The organism is Achromobacter aegrifaciens, from assembly GCF_902859965.1.
Lineage (GTDB): Bacteria > Pseudomonadota > Gammaproteobacteria > Burkholderiales > Burkholderiaceae_B > Achromobacter > Achromobacter aegrifaciens.
This window is the reverse complement of the sequence record NZ_CADIKO010000002.1, coordinates 421,086-437,991: the sequence shown is the minus strand read 5'-3', so window position 1 is coordinate 437,991 and position 16,906 is coordinate 421,086. Positions and strand designations below refer to the sequence as shown.

The following is a 16,906-nucleotide window of genomic DNA, read 5'->3' as shown; positions in this document are numbered from 1 at the left end:
CAAACGCCGCGCAGACCGGCGTTTCCACAAGGAGACAACATCTTGAAGCCCCTTCTACACCCCGTGCGCGCGGTGCTGGTTTCGTGCGCCCTGCTGTCCTGTAACGCCGCCTCGGCCGATGTCGGCGTCGGCGTCATCCTGTCGCTCACCGGCCCGGCCGCATCGCTGGGTGGCCCGGCCAAGAACGCGATAGACCTGCTGCCGCGCGAGATCGCGGGCGAGGCGGTGCGCTACATCGTGCTGGACGATGCCTCGGACGCCACCGGCGCCGCCCGCGCCTTCCGCAGGCTGGTCGACGAGCATAACGTGGACGTGGTGCTGGGTACGTCCGTCACCCCCGCCACCCTGACCCTGCTGCCTATCGCCCAGGAGAAGAAAGTGCCGCTGATGAGCCTGGCGGCCGGGGCCAAGCTGGTCGAGCCGATGGACGCGCAGCGCCGCTGGGTGTTCAAGGTGGTGCAGAACGAAAACCTGATGGTCGCCAGCACCGTCGCGCACATGCAGGCCGCCGGCGTGAAGACGCTGGGCTACATCGGCTTTGCGGACGCCTACGGCGACAGCTGGTTGGCCGAAGTTTCCGCGCAGGCGCAGCGCGCCGGCATCAAGCTGGTTGCCACCGAGCGCTACGTGAAAACGGACACCAGCGTCACGGCGCAGACCCTGAAGCTGCTGGCCGCCAGGCCGGACGCGGTCATCGTGGCGGCGTCCGGCACGCCCGGGGCGCTGCCGCAGAAGTCCCTGCGCGAGCGCGGCTATGCCGGCCGCATCTACCAGACCTACGGCATCGCCAACCGCGAGTTCCTGCGCATCGCCGGCAAGGACGCCGAGGGCGCCTTGTTCGCCGTGGGCCCGGTCGTGGTCGCCAGCCAGCTGGACCAGGCCAACCCGATACGCGCGGTCGCCATGGACCTGACGCAGCGCTACGAAGCCGCCCACGGCAAGGATTCCATGTCGGTGTTCGCGGCCAACGCCTGGGATGCCGGGATCGTGCTGCAACAGGCGCTGAAGACCACCTTGCCCAAGGCCAGGCCGGGCACGCCGGAATTCAGGGCGGGCCTGCGCGACGCGCTGGAAGCCACCCGCGACGCCGTGACTTCGCAAGGCGTGTCCACCATGTCGCCCTCCGACCACGTGGGCTATGACGAACGCGCCGCTGTCATGGTGCAGATCAAGGACGGCGCCTGGCGCTACGTCAAGTAAACCAAGGAGCTCATCCATGTTCATCAAAAACACCTGGTACGTCGCCGCCTGGGACCAGGAAGTCAGCGCCGACGGCCTGTTCTCTCGTACCATCACCGGCGTGCCCGTGCTGATGTACCGCGACGGCGCCGGCCGGCTGGTGGCGCTGGAAGACCGCTGCTGCCATCGCGGCGCGCCCTTGTCGGTGGGACGGCGCGAAGGCGACTGCGTGCGCTGCATGTACCACGGCCTGAAGTTCGATCCCAGCGGCGCCTGTGTCGAGGCCCCGGCGCAGGCGCGCATTCCGCCTCAGGCCCGGGTGCGGACCTTTCCCGTGGTGGAGCGGCACCGCTGGATCTGGATCTGGATGGGCGATCCGGAACGCGCGGATCCGGCCCTCATCCCCGACACCCAATGGCTGGATCATCCCGATTGGCGCAGCCTGGACGGCTATATCCACTATGACGTCAACTATCTGCTGATCGCAGACAACCTGCTGGACTTCTCCCACCTGCCCTTCGTACACCCGACCACGCTGGGCGGCAGCGAGGACTATGCCTCGGTCTCGCCCAAGGTCGACCGGCTGCCCGACGGCGTGCGCATCACGCGCTGGACGCTCAATACCGAAGCGCCGGCCTTTGCCAAGAAAGTCCGCGAATGGCCAGGCCTGGTGGACCGCTGGAACATCTACAACTTCACCCTGCCCGGCATCCTGCTGATGGACTCGGGCATGGCCCCGGCCGGAGACGGCGCACAAGAAGGAAACCGCGCCGGCGCGATCGAATTCCGCGGCTGCCAGGCCCTGACGCCCGAAACCGAAACCTCGACGCACTACTTCTTCGCGCATCCACACAACTTCTCGATCGACCGGCCCGAGGTCACTGCCTCCATCCACCAGAGTGTGGTGGATGCCTTCGACGAAGACCGCGACATCATCACCGCGCAGCAGCGCTCGCTGTCCCTGGCGCCCGACTTCAAGATGGTGCCGCTGTCCATCGACGCCGCGCTGTCCCAGTTCCGCTGGGTGGTGGCGCGCCGCATCGAAGAAGAGCAGCAGGCAGCCGGCGCGTCCGGCGTGCGCCCGGCGCAGGCGGTGGCCTGAAATGCGCCGGCTAGTCATCAGCCGCATCGTGCGCGAGGCGCGCGGCGTGCTCGGCCTGACGCTGTGCAGTCCTGACGGCGCCATGCTGCCGGCCTTCGAGGCCGGCGCGCATGTGGATGTGGCGTTGGGCAATGGCCTGGTCAGGCAGTATTCCCTTTGCGGCGACCCGGCGGAACTGGGCGTGTACCGGCTGGGCATCGGCCTGGCGGCCGAGACGCGCGGCGGTTCGCGCTACATCCATGAACAGCTGCGCGAGGGCGACCTGGTGGATATCGGCGAGCCCAGGCAATTGTTCGGGCTGCATGCGCAGGCCGCCGGCCATGTCTTCATCGCGGGCGGCATAGGCATCACGCCCATCCTCAGCATGATCCATGCAAGCGTCAGGCGCAGCGAGCCCTGGCGGCTGCTGTACTGCGTGCGCGACCGCGACGCGGCAGCCTACCTGTCTGAACTGGCCTTGCACGGCGAGCGCGTGACGCTGCATGTCGACAGCGAACAAGGCGGCGCGCGCTGCGACCTCGACGCCTATCTGGGCGCGCTGGGGGAACCAGGCTTGCATGTCTATTGCTGCGGCCCCGGGCCGTTGATGGATGCCGTGGCCACGGCCTGCGAACGCGGCGGAATCGCCGCGGCGCGCGTGCATTTCGAGCGCTTTTCCGCCAGCGCGCCTGCTGCGGCCGAGCCCGGTTCAAGCTTTGCCGTGCGGCTCGCGCGCAGCGGCGGCTGCCACGAAGTGCCCGCGGACAAGTCGGTGCTGGATGTGCTGGAAGCGGCCGGCGTCGCCTGGCCGTACTCCTGCCGGGAAGGCCTGTGCCGCAGCTGCGAAGCCGGCGTGCTGTCCGGCAAGGTCGACCACCGCGACTACGTGCTCAGCGACGAGGAACGCGCCGCCAACCGCAGCATGATGGTCTGCGTGTCGCGCGGCTGTGGCACGCTGGAGCTGGACGTCTAGGCAGGTTCCTGCTGCGCCGACGCATCCAGCAGATGGTCGACGATGGCGAGTATCTGCTCGGCGGCTTCGCCGATGTGCCGCTCCAGCGCGGCCTCGGCGTCTTCGGCCCGCCCCTGCCGGGCGAGCGCGATCAGTTCGCTGTGCTCGTCGTGGGCTTGCTGGCGGATCGGCGCGTTGACGATCTGGAAGCGGAAATAGCGTTCGGATTTTTCATGCAGCGCGCGCACCATGGCCAGCGCGGCGGGACGTTGCGCCGAGCGGTACAGCAGTTCATGCAGCTGCCAGTTCAGGCGGCCCCATTGCTCAGGCTCGGCCGTGTCCATCTGCGCCACCACCTGGCTCGCCAGATCCAGATCCTGCGTCTGATGCTGCTGCACGGCCAGGCGCAACAGCCACGGCTCCAGCCGCAGGCGGATGTCGAAGAACTCCTGCACCTCGGCGCGCGACAGCATGGAAACGTAGGCGCCGCGATGCGGGATCATGTCGATCAGTCCTTCGGCGCTGAGCTGGCGGATGGCCTCGCGCACAGGCAGGCGGCTCACCCCCAGTTCCTCGGCGAACAGTTCCTGGCGCAGCGCGGAACCGGGGGGAATCGCGCCGGACAGGATGCGGTCGCGCAGTTCGTCGACCACCAGTTCGACGGCGGTCTTGCGCACGAGGCGGCCGGGGCTGGCGGCCTGGGAACGGGACGGATTGGAAGCGGAAAGCGGCGAATTCTGGGACATGAAACCTGCCTGGTTGCACCGTGCGGCGGGGGCGGCACGGCAGGACTGGGTGGAAAACAGGGCCGCCATGCCCAGGAAAACCCCGAGAGACAGCCGCTACCCGCAGCCCTTTTAATGTGAGTATATTGGATCCATGATCCAGTTCAAGCCGGCGCCCCCAAGGGCGACGGACCGAGGCCCGAGCCTCGTTTTTTTAAGCCCCATATTTTTGGATCCAATATCCAATAACCACTATCCAACCGGATTGCACCGGATGGATCACGCATCAGGAGCCGCAGCATGAGCATTCAATGGCAAGGCGTATTTCCCGCCGTCACCACCAAGCTGAAACCCGATTTTTCGCTGGATCTGGAGGCCATCCGCCAAGGACTGGAACGGCTGATCGAGAACGGCGTGGGCGGCGTCGTGATGATGGGCATGGTGGGCGAAAACGCCCAGCTCTCGCCCGAAGAAAAACTGCAGGTGCTGCGCACCGCCGTCGACACCGTGCGCGGCCGTGTGCCGGTGATTTCCGGCGTGGCGGAAACCGGCACCGCCCGCGCCGCGGCCTTCGCGCAGGAAGCCGAGCGCATCGGCGTGAATGGCCTGATGGTGTTCCCCGGCCTGACCTACAAGTCCGACGGCCGCGAGACCGTGGCCTTCTATCGCGAGGTGGCGCGCGCCAGCGCCCTGCCCATCCTGCTCTACAACAATCCGCGCGGCTACGGCGTGGACCTGACCCCGGACCTGGTGGCCGAATTGCTGGAAGAGCCGACCATCGTCGCCATCAAGGAAGAGTCCTACGACACCACCCGCGTGACCGACCTGATCACGCGCTTCGGCGACCGTCTTGCCGTGGTCTGCGGCGTGGATGACCTGATCCTGGAAAGCGCCGCGCTGGGCGTGACGGCCTGGGTGTCGGGTATGGCCAACGCCGTGCCCCGCGCCTCGGTCGACCTGCTGAAGCTGGCCGTCGAGGGCGATTTCGTGCGGGCCCGCAAGCTTTACGCCGCGTTGACGCCGCTGTTCCACCTGGACACCGTGGTCAAGCTGGTGCAGCACATCAAGCTGGCCGAGCACCTGATCACCGGCAGCGCCGAAACCGTCAAGCCGCCGCGCCTGGACCTGGTCGGGGCCGAACGCGAACGCACCATCGCCATCACCAAACAGACGCTCGCGGATCTTTCCGCCCTGGGCTACTGATACCGGAGCCGCCACCATGCGCCCATACCGCCTGTCCGCGCTGGCCTTCAGCGCCCTGTCCGCAGTTTCCGTCCTGTCCGCCGCGCACGCCGCGGACTACCCCGCCCGCTCGATGGAACTGGTGGTCGCCTACCAGCCCGGCGGTGGCAGCGACAACACCGCGCGCGCCATCGCCGAGGCGGTGCGCCCGCCCATGCTGGCGCAGCCCACGGTGGTGATCAACAAGCCGGGCGCCAGCGGCTCCATCGGCTGGGCCTACGTGGCCAACGCGCAGCCCGACGGCTACCGGCTGGTGCTGATGACGCCTGAAATGCTGGTGGTGCCCCTGATGGGCATAGGCAAGACCACGGTCGGCGACTTCCAGCCCATCGCCCGCTTCACCGACGATCCCTCGTCGGTCACGGTACGCGCCGATGCGCCCTGGAAGACGGTGGAGGAATTCCTGGCGGACGCCAAGAAGAATCCCGAACGCGTCGCCGTGTCCAACGCCGGAATCGGCACGGTGCCGCACATGGCGGCGGCGGCGCTGGGCGAACAGGCTGGCGTGAAGTTCGTGCACGTGCCCTACCAGGGCTCGGCCCCGGCCATCATGGGTCTCCTGGCGGGCGACGTGCAGGCCACCACGGTTGCCTACGCCGAACTGCAGCAGCACGTGGAAACCGGCAAGCTGCGCACCCTGGCGGTCATGGCGCCCAAGCGCCTGGACAACCTGCCCTCCGTCCCGACCATGAAGGAAAAAGGCGCGGACCTGCAATTCAGCGTCTGGCGCGGCATCGGCCTGCCCAAGGCCACGCCCGCGGACGCGGTTGAAAAATGGCGCGCCGCGGCCCGCCAAGTCGCGCAATCGCAGGACTTCCAGGCGCTGATGCGCAAGCAGAACCTGACGCCCTCCTATGCCGACCAGCCGCAATTCACGGCCGACGTGGCGCGCCAGGAAGAGGCGTTCAAGGCGCTGGTGCCGAAGCTGAACTTGAAGCCCTGATGGTGACATCCTGAGCGGCGGCGGGGACGGCGCCGATATGCCGTCCCCCCTTGCCCGATCCGCTTACTCGACCGTCGCGCCCGACTTCTTCACCACTTCCGCCCAGCGCGGGATCTCCGTCGCCATCAGGTCGCGCAGCTGTTCGGGCGTGCTGCCGACCAGTTCCATGCCCATGGTCTTGCCCAGCTTCTCCTGCACGTCCGGCTCTTTCAGGATCACCGCGATTTCCTGCGACAGCTTGTCGAGAATGGGCTTGGGCGTGCCCTTGGGCGCGTACACCGCCTGCCAGGACGCCATCTGGAAGCCCGGCACGCCGGCCTCCTGCATGGTCGGCACCTCCGGCGCCAAGGCGATGCGGTCCTTGGTGGTCACGGCCAGGAGCTTGAGCTTGCCGGTCTGCAGCAGGGGCAACGCCGCCGTCATCTGGTCGAACATGAAGGTCACCGCGCCCGAGGACACGTCGACCATGGCGGGCGGCGTGCCCTTGTACGGCACGTGCGTGAGCGGCACCCCTATCATGCTGGAGAACAGTTCACCCGCCAGGTGCGTGGAGGTGCCGGCGCCCGAGGACGCGAAGGTGCGCTTGGAAGGATCGCGTTTCAAGAGCGCGATCAGGTCGGCCACGGAATTAACGCCCAGGTTCGGATCCACCAGCAATACGTTGGGCAGGTAGGCGATCAGCGAAACCGGCTCGAAATCCTTGACCGGGTCGTACTTCAGGTTTTTGTACAGGCTGGCATTGATGGCGTGCGTACTGATGGTGCCGCCGAACAGGGTGTAGCCATCCGGCGGCGCCTTGGCCACATAGGTCGCGCCGATGCCGCCCGCGGCGCCGGGCTTGTTCTCGACGATGACGTTCTGATGCAGGCGGTCGCCCAGCTTCTGGGCCAGCACCCGGCCCACCACGTCGGTCGAACCGCCCACGGTGAACGGCACCACATAGGAAATCGGCTTCTGCGCGGGCCAGTCGGCGGCCTGCGCGGGCGCCGCCAACGTGCCCAGCATGGCGGCGGCCAGCAGCGCGGCCAGCGCGCCGCGTCGTTGCGTGTTCATGGTTGTCTCCTGCCTCTTGTTTGGCTTATGGGGTTGCCGGCTGAGCCGGCGGCAAGGCTCAGCGGCCCTGTTGCTTGCGCCATGCGGCGAACTTGTCCTTGGTGCCGGGATCCGTGGGCGGATACAACCCCAGGATGGATGCGCCCAGCTGCACCTCGCTGGTCACGAAGTCCTCGAAGGCCGTCATCTCCACGGCCTCGATGGCGATCTCGTCGGCCAGGTGGGCGGGGATCACCACCACGCCCTCGCGGTCGCCCACGACGATGTCGCCCGGCCACACCGCCACGTCGCCGCAGCCGATGGGTGCGTTGATATCCAAGGCCTGGTGCAGGGTCAGGTTGGTGGGCGCCGAAGGCCGCTGGTGATAGGCGGCAAAGCCCAGTTCGGCAATCTCGGGCGAATCGCGAAAACCGCCGTCCGTCACCACGCCAGCCACGCCGCGCTTCATCAGCCGCGTCACCAGGATGGAACCGGCGGAAGCCGCGCGCGCGTCCTTGCGGCTGTCCATGACCAGCACCGCGCCTTCAGGGCAGGTCTCGACTGCAACGCGCTGCGGATGGGCGCGGTCCTCGAACACCTTGATGGTGTTCAGGTCCTCGCGCGCGGGGATGTAGCGCAGGGTGAACGCCGGGCCGACCATATTGGGCAGCGTGGCGTTCAGTGGACGCACGTCCTGGATGAACTGGTTTCGCAGGCCGCGCTTGAACAAGGCCGTGCACAGGGTGGCGGTGCTGACGCCGGCCAGGCGGGCGCGGGTTTCGGGATTCATTTGGGACACGATGGCTCCGTATTCTGAAGACGGTGGGATGGGCGCGGATGACGCTCTAAAAGATCTCGGGTTCGGGCACGGGCGCGCCGAAAGCGGTTTCCAGGAAATCGAAATCGCAGCCGTCGTTGGCTTGCAGGATGTGCTTCGAGTACATCCAGCCGTAGCCGCGCTCGTAGCGCCGGGGCGGCGGCGTCCAGGCGGCGCGGCGCGCGGCCAGTTCTTCGTCGCTGACGTTCAGGTGGATGCTGCGCGCGGGCACGTCGACGGTGATCAGGTCGCCCGTCTTCACCAGGGCCAGCGGGCCCCCGATATAGCTTTCCGGCGCCACGTGCAGGATGCAGGCGCCGTAGCTGGTGCCGCTCATGCGGGCGTCGGACAGGCGCAGCATGTCGCGCACGCCCTGCTTCACCAGCTTGGTCGGGATGGGCAGCATGCCCCACTCCGGCATGCCGGGACCGCCCTGCGGTCCGGCATTGCGCAGGATCATGATGTGGTCGGCCGTGACGTCCAGGTTCTCGTCGTCCACCGCGGCTTTCATGCTGGGGTAGTCGTCGAACACCAGGGCCGGGCCGGTGTGGCGCAGGTACTGCGGCGCGCAGGCGCTGGGCTTGATGACGCAGCCGTCCGGCGCGATATTGCCGCGCAGCACGGCCAGCGCGCCTTCGTCGTAGATGGCCTGGTCCAGCGGGCGGATCACGTCGTCGTTGTAGACCTCGGCGCCGGCGATGTTCTCGCCCAGGGTCTTGCCGGTGACTGTCATGGCGGACGGATCCAGATGATCCTGCAGCCGCGACATCAGCGCCGGCAGCCCGCCCGCGTAGAAGAAGTCTTCCATCAGATAGGTGTCACCGCTGGGCCGGATGTTGGCGATCACCGGGACCTTGCGGCTGGCGGCGTCGAAGTCGTCCAGGCCCACGGCGCAACCGGCGCGGCGCGACATGGCGACCAGGTGCACGATGGCATTGGTGGAGCAGCCCATGGCCATCGCCACGTTGATGGCGTTCTTGAAGGAGGCCAGGCTCAGGATGCGCTGCGGCGTCAGGTCCTCCCAGACCATCTCCACCACGCGCCGGCCGCATTCGGCCGACATGCGCATATGGTTGACGTCCGCCGCCGGGATCGAGGAGGCGCCCGGAAGCGTCATGCCTATGGCTTCGGCGATGGCGGTCATGGTGCTGGCCGTGCCCATGGTCATGCAGGTGCCGTAGCTGCGGGCGATGCCACCCTCGACCTCGGTCCATTGCTCCTGCGTGATCTTGCCGGCGCGGCGCTCGTCCCAGAGCTTCCAGGCATCCGACCCGGACCCGAGGATCTTGCCCTTCCAGTTGCCGCGCAGCATGGGGCCGGCGGGCACGTAGACGCAAGGCAGCCCGGCGCTGACCGCGCCCATGATGAGACCCGGCGTGGTCTTGTCGCAGCCGCCCATGAGCACCGCGCCGTCGACCGGATGGCTGCGCAGCAGCTCTTCGGTCTCCATGGCCAGGAAGTTGCGGTACAGCATGGTGGTCGGCTTGACGAAGGATTCCGATACCGAAATCGCGGGCAGCTCCACCGGAAACCCGCCCGCCTGGAACACGCCGCGCTTGACGTCCTCGACGCGCTGCTTGAAGTGGCTGTGGCAGGGATTAAGGTCCGACCAGGTGTTGATGATGGCGATGACCGGGCGGCCCGCCCAGTCGTCGGGGCCATAGCCCATCTGCATCATGCGGGAGCGGTGGCCGAAGGAACGCAGGTCGTCCCGGGCCATCCAGGCGGCGCTGCGCAGGCTTTCGTAGGAGCGTTTCATAGGGGTGAGGCGGTCTTTCGTAATGTTGACCGGGTCATTTAAACACTAATACATTAGTGCGTCAGCTAGGTAAAAACCCGCTAAACTCCGTTACTCTTCAGGCCCAACTCCGCACGCGACCCGATGCAAAGCACCAAGCTCAGACTGGACCGTTCGCGCCACGCCGCGCCCCAGGTCTTCGAACATCTACGCGAACAGATCGTGTCCCTGGAACTGGCTCCGGGCACGCCCCTGTCGCGCATCACGCTGGCGGAAACCTACGGCCTGAGCCAGACCCCGATCCGCGACGCGCTGATGCGGCTGGCCGAGGAAGCGCTGGTCGAGATCTATCCGCAGCACACCACGGTGGTCAGCCGCATCGATGTGGACGCCGCCCGCGAGGCGCATTTCCTGCGCCGCTCGCTGGAGCTCGAGATCGTGCAGATGCTGGCGCAGCGCCCGGATCCGCAGCTCTTCCAGCGCCTGCAGGCCAGCATCGACCTGCAGCGCGCCAGCCACGCCAGCAGCCAGTACCAGCGCTTCATCGACGCCGACCAGGCCTTCCACCGCGACATGCACGAAGCCGCCGGCGTGACCCGGCTGTGGGAACTGGCGCAACGCTACAGCGGCCACCTGGACCGCTTGCGCCGCCTGCACCTGCCCGAGGCCGGCAAGGCCGAGCGCATCCTGGACGACCACCAGCGCCTGCTGGACGCCATCGTCGCGCAGAACCCGCAGCGCGCCCAGCAGGTGCTGCGGGAACACCTTTCGGGCACCCTCAGCCAAGTAGCCGAGATCTGCAGGCGCTATCCGGAATATGTGTTGACGGCTTAGGCCCCGCCGCCCCTCGGACGTATTCGCTCCGCGCGCACGCGCCCTGCCCGGTATGATCAGGTACACGCCATGGCCACAAGCCTGGCGCCGGCGCGCCGCGCCACCACCGGAAAACACCAATGACCGCAAGGCACGCATTCCTGATCGCCCTGGCCGTGACCGCCTGGGTCCACCCCGCGCAGGCCGCGCCGCCCGGCGACATGCCGTCCGCCGCAGCAGCCTGGCTGCCGTTGGACCCCCAAGCCATGCCTGGCGTGTTCTACGACAGCGCGTCGATCAAGGTGGTATCGGAGCGCCCGGCCGTGATGGCCGTGAACGTAGCCTGGTTCTACGCCCAACCCAAGATTTCCGCCGCCAACGGGCAACCCTACCGCTCCGTGATCCAGCCGGTCACCATGAACTGCACCGCCGGCACCTATACCGTCAGCCAGGTCGTGCACCATGCGGGCGAGAACGCCACCGGCCCCATCGTCGAGTCCCTGCCTCCGCCCGGCATCCGCAACGCGCCAATCGCGCAAGACCCCGTGCAGCGCAAGCTGCGCGAGATTGTCTGCCCGGTCAATGGCAAAGGCATACGGCGATAACACCCGGCCGTCGCGGCCCCGCCGCGCCGCTATCCACCCGCTTCGGCCGCCAGCCGCGCCTGGCGCTTGGCCAGCTCCGTCTTCAATTGCACCAGGCTGGGCGTGACGATGGGCAGGAATGCCGCTTCCCGCCAGCGCCGCGCAAAGCCTGCGCCAGCCGGCCGCAGATAGGCCGCGCCGCCGCTGGTCTGCAGTTCCAGCTGCACCGCCTGCTGGGCCGCTTCGGCCAAGGCGATGCGGAGCTCGAACAGCCGCCAGGGCTGCGAGACGAAGCTCCCGCTGCGCACCCCATCGATCAAACCCGCCGTCAGCGCGTGCAACTGCGTCTCCAGCGCTTGCAGCGGCTGGCCCAGGATGCCGCGCGAGTCCTGGCCCTGCCCTGCCTGTTGCGCGGCGCGCAAAGCGCCCCGCGCCAGGCCGATGGACAGGCCGCATTGCATGCCCGCAAAGGCCGGCCTGGCCTGGGGCAGATACTCGCGCGCATCAGGATGGATGATCCATTCGGGACCCATGCGCACGCCGCGCAGGTCCAGCGCCGCGGTGTGGGTCGATTGCAGCGCCAACAAAGGCAGGTCCGGGCTGCGGGCAAGTCCCGCGATGCCATGCGGCAGCGCGACCACCGCCGGCGTTCCATCGGGCGCGGCAACAGCGGCGGCCACCAGGAAGCCCTGGGGCCGCAGATTGGTGACCCAGGGCATCCGGCCGTCCAGCACCCACGCGCCGTCCGCCTCGCGCGCGGCGATCTGCAGCGACTCGATGCCGCTCAGGAACTTCATGGCGTTCGACAGCGCGGTCGCACCGGCCTGCTCACCCTTCAGCAGCGGCGCCAGCCAGGCTTCCGCAAGAGCCTTGTTGGGGCTGCGCAGCAGATACTCGATGAAGACTCGCTGGCTCCAGGCCACGAAGGCCCCGGCAACGGAAAGCTCCGCCAATTGCGCGATCATTTCGATCGCGTCGCCGATATCCGTGTCTGGCAAGCCGCCCTGCCCCACGGGCACGCCATGGCGCAACACGTCGGCGGCAGCCAGTTGCGGCAACACTACCGCCGCATCCATGCTGCCGTCGTCCAGCGCATCGGCATGCTGTCGCAGCCAGGCTTGCAGATCCGCGGGCAGCGCGGCGTGGACGGTCGGACGGGCCATGGAGGTCTCCTGCGGGTCGGCATCGGACGCGCGGGCACTGGCGGCCCGGCGCAATCCCGCATGATGCCCGCAAACTGCGATGCCCGGGCGACCGTATCAGCCGCCCATCCTGGCCGTGCCGGCTCAGGCCAGGCCCAGCAGCAGATCCGCCAGCAAGGCCGGATGCGTGATGTGGGCTTCGTGCGGCGCGGCGATGTCGACCCAGTTCCAGCCCGCTTGGGACTGCACCAGCTTGCGCGATTCATCCAGCACGGCCAGCTCGGGCTGGGTGCAATGGATGTAGGTGCGGGCCACGCCATTGCCGATGGGGTGCTTCAGGTTCAGCGGCGTGGTGTAGCTGGCCAGCGGATGGGCGGTCAGGCGGCGCTTGACCCAATCATGGTCCGCGCTGCCCGGCGTGAATCCCCAGGCCGCCGGCAGCGGATCGGGAATCGGCACGGCCAGTCCATCGGTGGCCTTCGAGGCTGCGGCGATGCGCGCGTCGGCATCCGCCTTCGGATACACCGAGAATGCATTCTGGCCGCTTTGCAGCACGATGGCGTCGAAGTACACCAGATGCGCCAGCCGCTGCGGAATCCGGTCGGCCACGCCCGTGATCGGGATGCCGCCGAAGCTATGGCCCACCAGGATCACGTCCTTCAGTTCCTGGGTATCGATGACCTGGACCAGGTCCTCGACAAAGGTGTCGATGGTGATGTTCTTGCTCAGCAGATGGGCGCGGTCGCCCATGCCGGTGTAGCTGGGCGCGTACACGCGGTGGCCGGCCGCCAGCAGGCGGTCCGCCACCGGACGCCAGCACCAGCCGCCATGCCAGGAGCCGTGGGCCAGGACGTAGTTGCGGGCCTTTGCGGTCGGGGCAGCCGGGGCTGCCGCCCCGGCCGCTCCCGCGGCTGCCAGCGCGGGCAAGCCCGCGGCCAGCTTCAACAAGGTTCTGCGGGGAAGCATCGTCATGGCTTACACCTGCGCCAGCGCCTGATCCAGATCCGCCAGCAGGTCGTCGATATGCTCGATGCCGATCGACAGGCGCACGGTTTCCTCGCGCACGCCGGCTTTCTGCAGCTCTTCGGGATTGAGCTGGCGGTGCGTGGTGGATGCGGGGTGCGTGGCCAGCGACTTGGAGTCGCCGATATTGACCAGGCGGGTGAACAGCTGCAGTGCGTCCTGGAAGCGCGCGCCGGCCTCGCGGCCGCCCCTCACGCCGAAGGTGAAGAGCCCGGGCGCCTTGCCGCCCAGGTACTTCTGCGCCAGCGCGTGGTCGGGATGGTCCGGCAGGCCGGCGTAGTTTACCCACTCGACCTTCGGATGTTCGCGCAGGTACTTGGCGATCTTGACGGTGTTCTCGACGATGCGGTCCACGCGCAGCGCCAGGGTCTCGATGCCTTGCAGGATCTGGAACGAGTTGAAGGGCGAGATCGCCGCGCCGGTATTGCGCAGCGGCACCACGCGGGCGCGGCCGATGTAGGCGGCCGGACCGAAGGCTTCGGTGTAGACCACGCCGTGGTAGCTGACGTCCGGCGTATTCAGGCGCTTGAAGCGCTCTTTGTGCTCGGCCCACGGGAACTTGCCCGAGTCGATGATCGCGCCGCCCAGGCTGGTGCCGTGGCCGCCCAGGTACTTGGTCAGCGACTGCACCACGATGTCGGCGCCGTGCTCGATGGGACGCAGCAGGTAAGGCGACGGCACGGTGTTGTCGACGATCAGCGGCAGGCCGTGGCGATGCGCAAGCTCGGCCAGCGCAGCGATGTCGGTGATGTTGCCCAGCGGATTGCCCACGGATTCCGCGAAGATGGCCTTGGTGCGGTCGTCGATCTGGGCCTCGAAGGCGGCCAGGTCGGAAGGATTGGCGAAACGCGTAGTGATGCCGTATTGCGGCAGCGTGTGCGCGAACAGGTTGTAGGTGCCGCCGTACAGTGTGCTGGACGAGACGATGTTGTCGCCGGCTTCGGCGATGGTCAGGATGGCGTAGGTCACCGCGGCCTGGCCCGAGGCCAGCGCCAGCGCGGCGATGCCGCCCTCCAGGGCCGCCACGCGCTGCTCCAGCACGTCGGTGGTCGGGTTCATGATGCGGGTGTAGATATTGCCCGGCACCTTGAGGTCGAACAGGTCGGCGCCGTGCTGCGTGTCGTCGAACGCGTAGGCCACGGTCTGGTAGATGGGCACGGCCACGGCGCGCGTGGTCGGATCGGGGCGGTAGCCGCCATGCACGGCCACGGTTTCAAGCCGCCACTGGGGCTTCTTCGCTTCGGTCATCAGTATCTCCTGAAGTGTTGCTTATCAATGATTCTTCTCAGACGGGAAGCGTCCGCGCTGCGCGCAGTATGCGTTCCACGTCCGCATGATTGTTATAGGCGCCGACGGACAAGCGCACGTAACCATACTCCACTATGCTGGCCACGATCCCGGATTGTGTCAGATGCGCCAGCGCGGCCGCGGGATCCGGCACGCGCAGCGCCGTCGTCGTGCTGCGGAATTCCGGACCGGCCGGTGACACGACCTGCAGGCCCACTCCGCGCAAGCCCGTGCTCAGCGCTTCGGAAAGCTCCAGCACCCAGGGCTCGATACGTTCGGGCCGCGCGCCTTCGATCAGGTCCAGCGCGCCGGCCCAGCCCGCGATGCCCGGATAGTTCAGGTTGCCCGATTCGAGCCTGCGGGCGTCAGTAGCATCGGCGATGCCCACCTGCCATTGCAGTCCGGATTTATCCAGCGTGTTGACGCCGGAAGGTCCGATATACAGCGGATCCAGGGCTTCGAGCAGCCGGGGCGATACATGCAGCAGGCCCACGCCCAGCGGTCCAAGCATGCCCTTATGCGCGCCGCAAGCAAAGGCATCCACGCCCCATTCATCCACGTTGACGCGCAACAGCCCCGCGCCCTGAATCCCGTCGACGACCAGAAAGATGCCGCGTTCGGCGCAGCGCCGGCCCAGTTCGGCGATATCGGTGCGCAGGCCGGTGCCGTACTGCACCCAGGACACTGCAATCAGCCGCGTGCGCGCATCCACATGCTGCCAAAGGTCATCCACCGTGTAGCGATGCGAATTCGCCTGCGCCACGCGCACCTGGACGCCACGGCGCCGCAGGTTCAACCAGGGCAAGGCATTGGTGGGATGCTCCTGGTCGTCCACCACCAGGTTGTCGCCTTCCTGCCAGGCCAGCCCCTGCGCAACGATGTTCAACCCTTCGGTGGTGTTCTTGGTGAAAGCCAGGCGCTTGGCGTCGCCGCCGATCAGGCGGGCCAGCCGCAAGCGCAACGCATCTGCGTCCCGCAGCCACTGGGGCTTGTCGCTGCGTGCGTAGGTTATGCCTTGGAAAAATGCGCCGACCGCCTCGGCCACCTTGGGCGCCAGCGGGCTGGTGTAGGCAATGTTGGCGTAAGCCTGGTCTTGCGTGATCGGAAACAACTGCCTGAATTCGTCCTGCCAGCTCATGCGCCACCGCTCCGTCATTTCAACTTGGTATGCAGCGATTCTAGGTATATGACGCGGATTTGAGTAAGGCTTAGTTTTTATATCCATATGACCATATAGTCGCTCGCCGAACGTCATAGCACCCATAGAATTCCTGCCTTTCCGGACTGCATCAAACAAAGGAATGGCATGCGTTTGACTCAACAACTGAAGATCGCGGGCGTGGCGGCGATGCTGGCGCTGGCCGGCGCGGCTCATGCGGGCACGGTCGAGACCATCAAGAAACGCGGCGAACTGGTCTGCGGCGTGAGCCAGGGATCTGCCGGCTTGTCCATCGCCGACAAGCAAGGCCGTTGGACCGGCCTGGATGCGGACCTCTGCCGCGCGCTGGCCGCCGCCGTGCTCGGCGATCCGGAGAAGACGCGCTTCGTGCCGTTGAGTTCGCAGCAACGTTTTCCTGCGCTCCAGTCGGGCGAGATCGATGTGCTGAACCGCAACACCACGATTACCTCCAGCCGCGACGCCGGCTTGGGCATCGCGTCCGCCGGCATCGTGTTCTATGACGGCCAGGGCTTTCTGGTGCCGCGCAAGCTGGGTGTCAAGAGCGCGACGGAGCTCGAAGGCGCGCAGGTCTGCGTGCAGCCCGGTACGGTCAACGAGCAGAACCTGGTCGACTACTTCAAGAAGCACAAGCTGAGCTATCGTCCGGTCGTCATCGAGAATCTGGTCGAGCTCGAACAAGCCTTTTACGCAGGACGCTGCGACGTCTACCTGTCGGATGCGTCCACCCTGGCCGCCAGCCGCGCGGCGCGAGCCGGCCAGCCGGACGACTTCGTCATCCTGCCTGAACGCATCAACAAATCGCCGCTAGGCCCCTTCGTGCGGCAAGACGACGCCAACTGGGCCGCCATCGTCCGGTGGACCATCAACGCGCTGGTGGCGGCCGAGGAACTCGGCATCACCGCGCAGAACGCCGACAACCAGGCGCAAAGCAGCGATGCCCAGGTACGCCGCCTGCTGGGCGTGGACCCCGGCATAGGCAAGAGCTTCGGGCTGGACGAAGGCTGGGCCCGCAACGCCATCAAGGCCGTGGGCAACTATGGCGAAGTCTGGAACCGCAATCTGGGCGCCGCAACGCCGCTGAGGCTGGAGCGCGGCCTGAACGCGCAATGGAACCAGGGCGGGCTGCTGTACTCGCCGCCGTTCCAGTGATCCTGGCCCCGACTCTTTC

General features: G+C 67.2%; 16 protein-coding genes. 8 read left to right on the top strand and 8 right to left on the bottom strand.

Translation table 11 applies throughout. The features are described from left to right. Window positions 1-42 precede the first annotated feature (42 nt). Genes HV793_RS13240 through HV793_RS13230 form a run of 3 tightly spaced genes read left to right on the top strand, consistent with a single transcriptional unit; the run spans window position 43 to window position 3,233 of the window. Window positions 43-1,200, top strand: a complete 1,158-nt coding sequence (locus HV793_RS13240) for an ABC transporter substrate-binding protein (protein WP_244958639.1) — start codon at window positions 43-45, stop codon at window positions 1,198-1,200. Window positions 1,201-1,216: 16 nt separating this feature from the next. After that, window positions 1,217-2,281, top strand: a complete 1,065-nt coding sequence (locus tag HV793_RS13235) for an aromatic ring-hydroxylating dioxygenase subunit alpha (protein WP_125470383.1) — start codon at window positions 1,217-1,219, stop codon at window positions 2,279-2,281. Between the two features lies 1 nt (window position 2,282). Continuing rightward, a complete protein-coding gene (locus tag HV793_RS13230; RefSeq protein ID WP_175213297.1) occupies window positions 2,283-3,233 on the top strand; it encodes a PDR/VanB family oxidoreductase in 951 nt (316 codons plus the stop codon). Here the strand turns inward: HV793_RS13230 and HV793_RS13225 are convergent. Next, the gene (locus HV793_RS13225) at window positions 3,230-3,958 is read right to left on the bottom strand and encodes a GntR family transcriptional regulator (RefSeq protein ID WP_244958638.1); all 729 of its coding nucleotides are present in this window, start codon (window positions 3,956-3,958) and stop codon (window positions 3,230-3,232) included. The two genes, HV793_RS13230 and HV793_RS13225, sit on opposite strands and share 4 nt — an antisense overlap. Window positions 3,959-4,237: 279 nt before the next feature. Between HV793_RS13225 and HV793_RS13220 the strand changes: the two genes are divergently transcribed. Both HV793_RS13220 and HV793_RS13215 read left to right on the top strand, forming a co-directional pair. Continuing rightward, complete coding sequence (locus HV793_RS13220; RefSeq protein ID WP_175213296.1) at window positions 4,238-5,140, top strand: dihydrodipicolinate synthase family protein; 903 nt, start codon at window positions 4,238-4,240, stop codon at window positions 5,138-5,140. A gap of 16 nt (window positions 5,141-5,156) precedes the next feature. After that, the gene (locus HV793_RS13215; RefSeq protein ID WP_054454686.1) at window positions 5,157-6,122 is read left to right on the top strand and encodes a Bug family tripartite tricarboxylate transporter substrate binding protein; all 966 of its coding nucleotides are present in this window, start codon (window positions 5,157-5,159) and stop codon (window positions 6,120-6,122) included. A 63-nt stretch (window positions 6,123-6,185) separates the two neighbouring features. Here the strand turns inward: HV793_RS13215 and HV793_RS13210 are convergent, their stop codons facing one another. The 3 genes from HV793_RS13210 to araD are packed head-to-tail and all read right to left on the bottom strand — an operon-like array spanning window position 6,186 to window position 9,730. Beyond that, window positions 6,186-7,175 carry a Bug family tripartite tricarboxylate transporter substrate binding protein gene (locus HV793_RS13210; RefSeq protein ID WP_054454691.1) on the bottom strand — a complete coding sequence of 330 codons (990 nt, stop codon included), beginning with the start codon at window positions 7,173-7,175 and terminating at the stop codon, window positions 6,186-6,188. 58 nt (window positions 7,176-7,233) lie between these two features. Further along, window positions 7,234-7,944 (bottom strand): ribonuclease activity regulator RraA, encoded by a 711-nt coding sequence (locus HV793_RS13205; RefSeq protein ID WP_054454693.1) that lies wholly within the window; start codon window positions 7,942-7,944, stop codon window positions 7,234-7,236. A gap of 55 nt (window positions 7,945-7,999) precedes the next feature. Continuing rightward, window positions 8,000-9,730: an L-arabinonate dehydratase gene (gene araD / locus HV793_RS13200; protein ID WP_175160679.1), complete on the bottom strand. Its 1,731-nt coding sequence runs from the start codon at window positions 9,728-9,730 to the stop codon at window positions 8,000-8,002. Between the two features lie 123 nt (window positions 9,731-9,853). Here araD and HV793_RS13195 point away from each other — a divergent pair, with 123 nt between their 5' ends. Next, window positions 9,854-10,543, top strand: a complete 690-nt coding sequence (locus HV793_RS13195) for a GntR family transcriptional regulator (RefSeq protein ID WP_054454703.1) — start codon at window positions 9,854-9,856, stop codon at window positions 10,541-10,543. Between the two features lie 119 nt (window positions 10,544-10,662). Further along, window positions 10,663-11,127: a surface-adhesin E family protein gene (locus tag HV793_RS13190; protein WP_054454705.1), complete on the top strand. Its 465-nt coding sequence runs from the start codon at window positions 10,663-10,665 to the stop codon at window positions 11,125-11,127. A gap of 29 nt (window positions 11,128-11,156) precedes the next feature. Here the strand turns inward: HV793_RS13190 and HV793_RS13185 are convergent, their stop codons facing one another. From HV793_RS13185 to HV793_RS13170, 4 genes are all read right to left on the bottom strand, one after another. Continuing rightward, window positions 11,157-12,269, bottom strand: coding sequence for an acyl-CoA dehydrogenase family protein (locus HV793_RS13185; protein ID WP_175213295.1), 1,113 nt, complete (start codon window positions 12,267-12,269; stop codon window positions 11,157-11,159). A gap of 123 nt (window positions 12,270-12,392) precedes the next feature. Next, on the bottom strand, window positions 12,393-13,220 hold the full coding sequence (locus HV793_RS13180; RefSeq protein WP_225588721.1) for an alpha/beta fold hydrolase: 828 nt from the start codon (window positions 13,218-13,220) through the stop codon (window positions 12,393-12,395). Window positions 13,221-13,223: 3 nt separating this feature from the next. Next, window positions 13,224-14,519: an O-acetylhomoserine aminocarboxypropyltransferase/cysteine synthase family protein gene (locus HV793_RS13175; protein ID WP_054454711.1), complete on the bottom strand. Its 1,296-nt coding sequence runs from the start codon at window positions 14,517-14,519 to the stop codon at window positions 13,224-13,226. A 37-nt stretch (window positions 14,520-14,556) separates the two neighbouring features. Next, window positions 14,557-15,696 carry an aminotransferase class V-fold PLP-dependent enzyme gene (locus tag HV793_RS13170; RefSeq protein WP_054454713.1) on the bottom strand — a complete coding sequence of 380 codons (1,140 nt, stop codon included), beginning with the start codon at window positions 15,694-15,696 and terminating at the stop codon, window positions 14,557-14,559. 168 nt (window positions 15,697-15,864) lie between these two features. Here HV793_RS13170 and HV793_RS13165 point away from each other — a divergent pair, with 168 nt between their 5' ends. Then, a complete protein-coding gene (locus HV793_RS13165) occupies window positions 15,865-16,887 on the top strand; it encodes an amino acid ABC transporter substrate-binding protein (RefSeq protein WP_082401032.1) in 1,023 nt (340 codons plus the stop codon). Window positions 16,888-16,906 lie beyond the last annotated feature (19 nt).

Bases quoted from the DNA above. Each gene is read 5' to 3' on its own strand.
- HV793_RS13180 (WP_225588721.1), bottom strand. From the start codon at position 13,220: ATGACGATGCTTCCCCGCAGAACCTTGTTGAAGCTGGCCGCGGGCTTG.
- HV793_RS13205 (WP_054454693.1), bottom strand. From the start codon at position 7,944: ATGAATCCCGAAACCCGCGCCCGCCTGGCCGGCGTCAGCACCGCCACC.
- HV793_RS13220 (WP_175213296.1), top strand. From the start codon at position 4,238: ATGAGCATTCAATGGCAAGGCGTATTTCCCGCCGTCACCACCAAGCTG.
- HV793_RS13235 (WP_125470383.1), top strand. From the start codon at position 1,217: ATGTTCATCAAAAACACCTGGTACGTCGCCGCCTGGGACCAGGAAGTC.
- HV793_RS13190 (WP_054454705.1), top strand. From the start codon at position 10,663: ATGACCGCAAGGCACGCATTCCTGATCGCCCTGGCCGTGACCGCCTGG.
- araD (WP_175160679.1), bottom strand. From the start codon at position 9,730: ATGAAACGCTCCTACGAAAGCCTGCGCAGCGCCGCCTGGATGGCCCGG.
- HV793_RS13170 (WP_054454713.1), bottom strand. From the start codon at position 15,696: ATGAGCTGGCAGGACGAATTCAGGCAGTTGTTTCCGATCACGCAAGAC.
- HV793_RS13175 (WP_054454711.1), bottom strand. From the start codon at position 14,519: ATGACCGAAGCGAAGAAGCCCCAGTGGCGGCTTGAAACCGTGGCCGTG.
- HV793_RS13185 (WP_175213295.1), bottom strand. From the start codon at position 12,269: ATGGCCCGTCCGACCGTCCACGCCGCGCTGCCCGCGGATCTGCAAGCC.
- HV793_RS13210 (WP_054454691.1), bottom strand. From the start codon at position 7,175: ATGAACACGCAACGACGCGGCGCGCTGGCCGCGCTGCTGGCCGCCGCC.
- HV793_RS13215 (WP_054454686.1), top strand. From the start codon at position 5,157: ATGCGCCCATACCGCCTGTCCGCGCTGGCCTTCAGCGCCCTGTCCGCA.
- HV793_RS13195 (WP_054454703.1), top strand. From the start codon at position 9,854: ATGCAAAGCACCAAGCTCAGACTGGACCGTTCGCGCCACGCCGCGCCC.
- HV793_RS13165 (WP_082401032.1), top strand. From the start codon at position 15,865: ATGCGTTTGACTCAACAACTGAAGATCGCGGGCGTGGCGGCGATGCTG.
- HV793_RS13230 (WP_175213297.1), top strand. From the start codon at position 2,283: ATGCGCCGGCTAGTCATCAGCCGCATCGTGCGCGAGGCGCGCGGCGTG.
- HV793_RS13225 (WP_244958638.1), bottom strand. From the start codon at position 3,958: ATGTCCCAGAATTCGCCGCTTTCCGCTTCCAATCCGTCCCGTTCCCAG.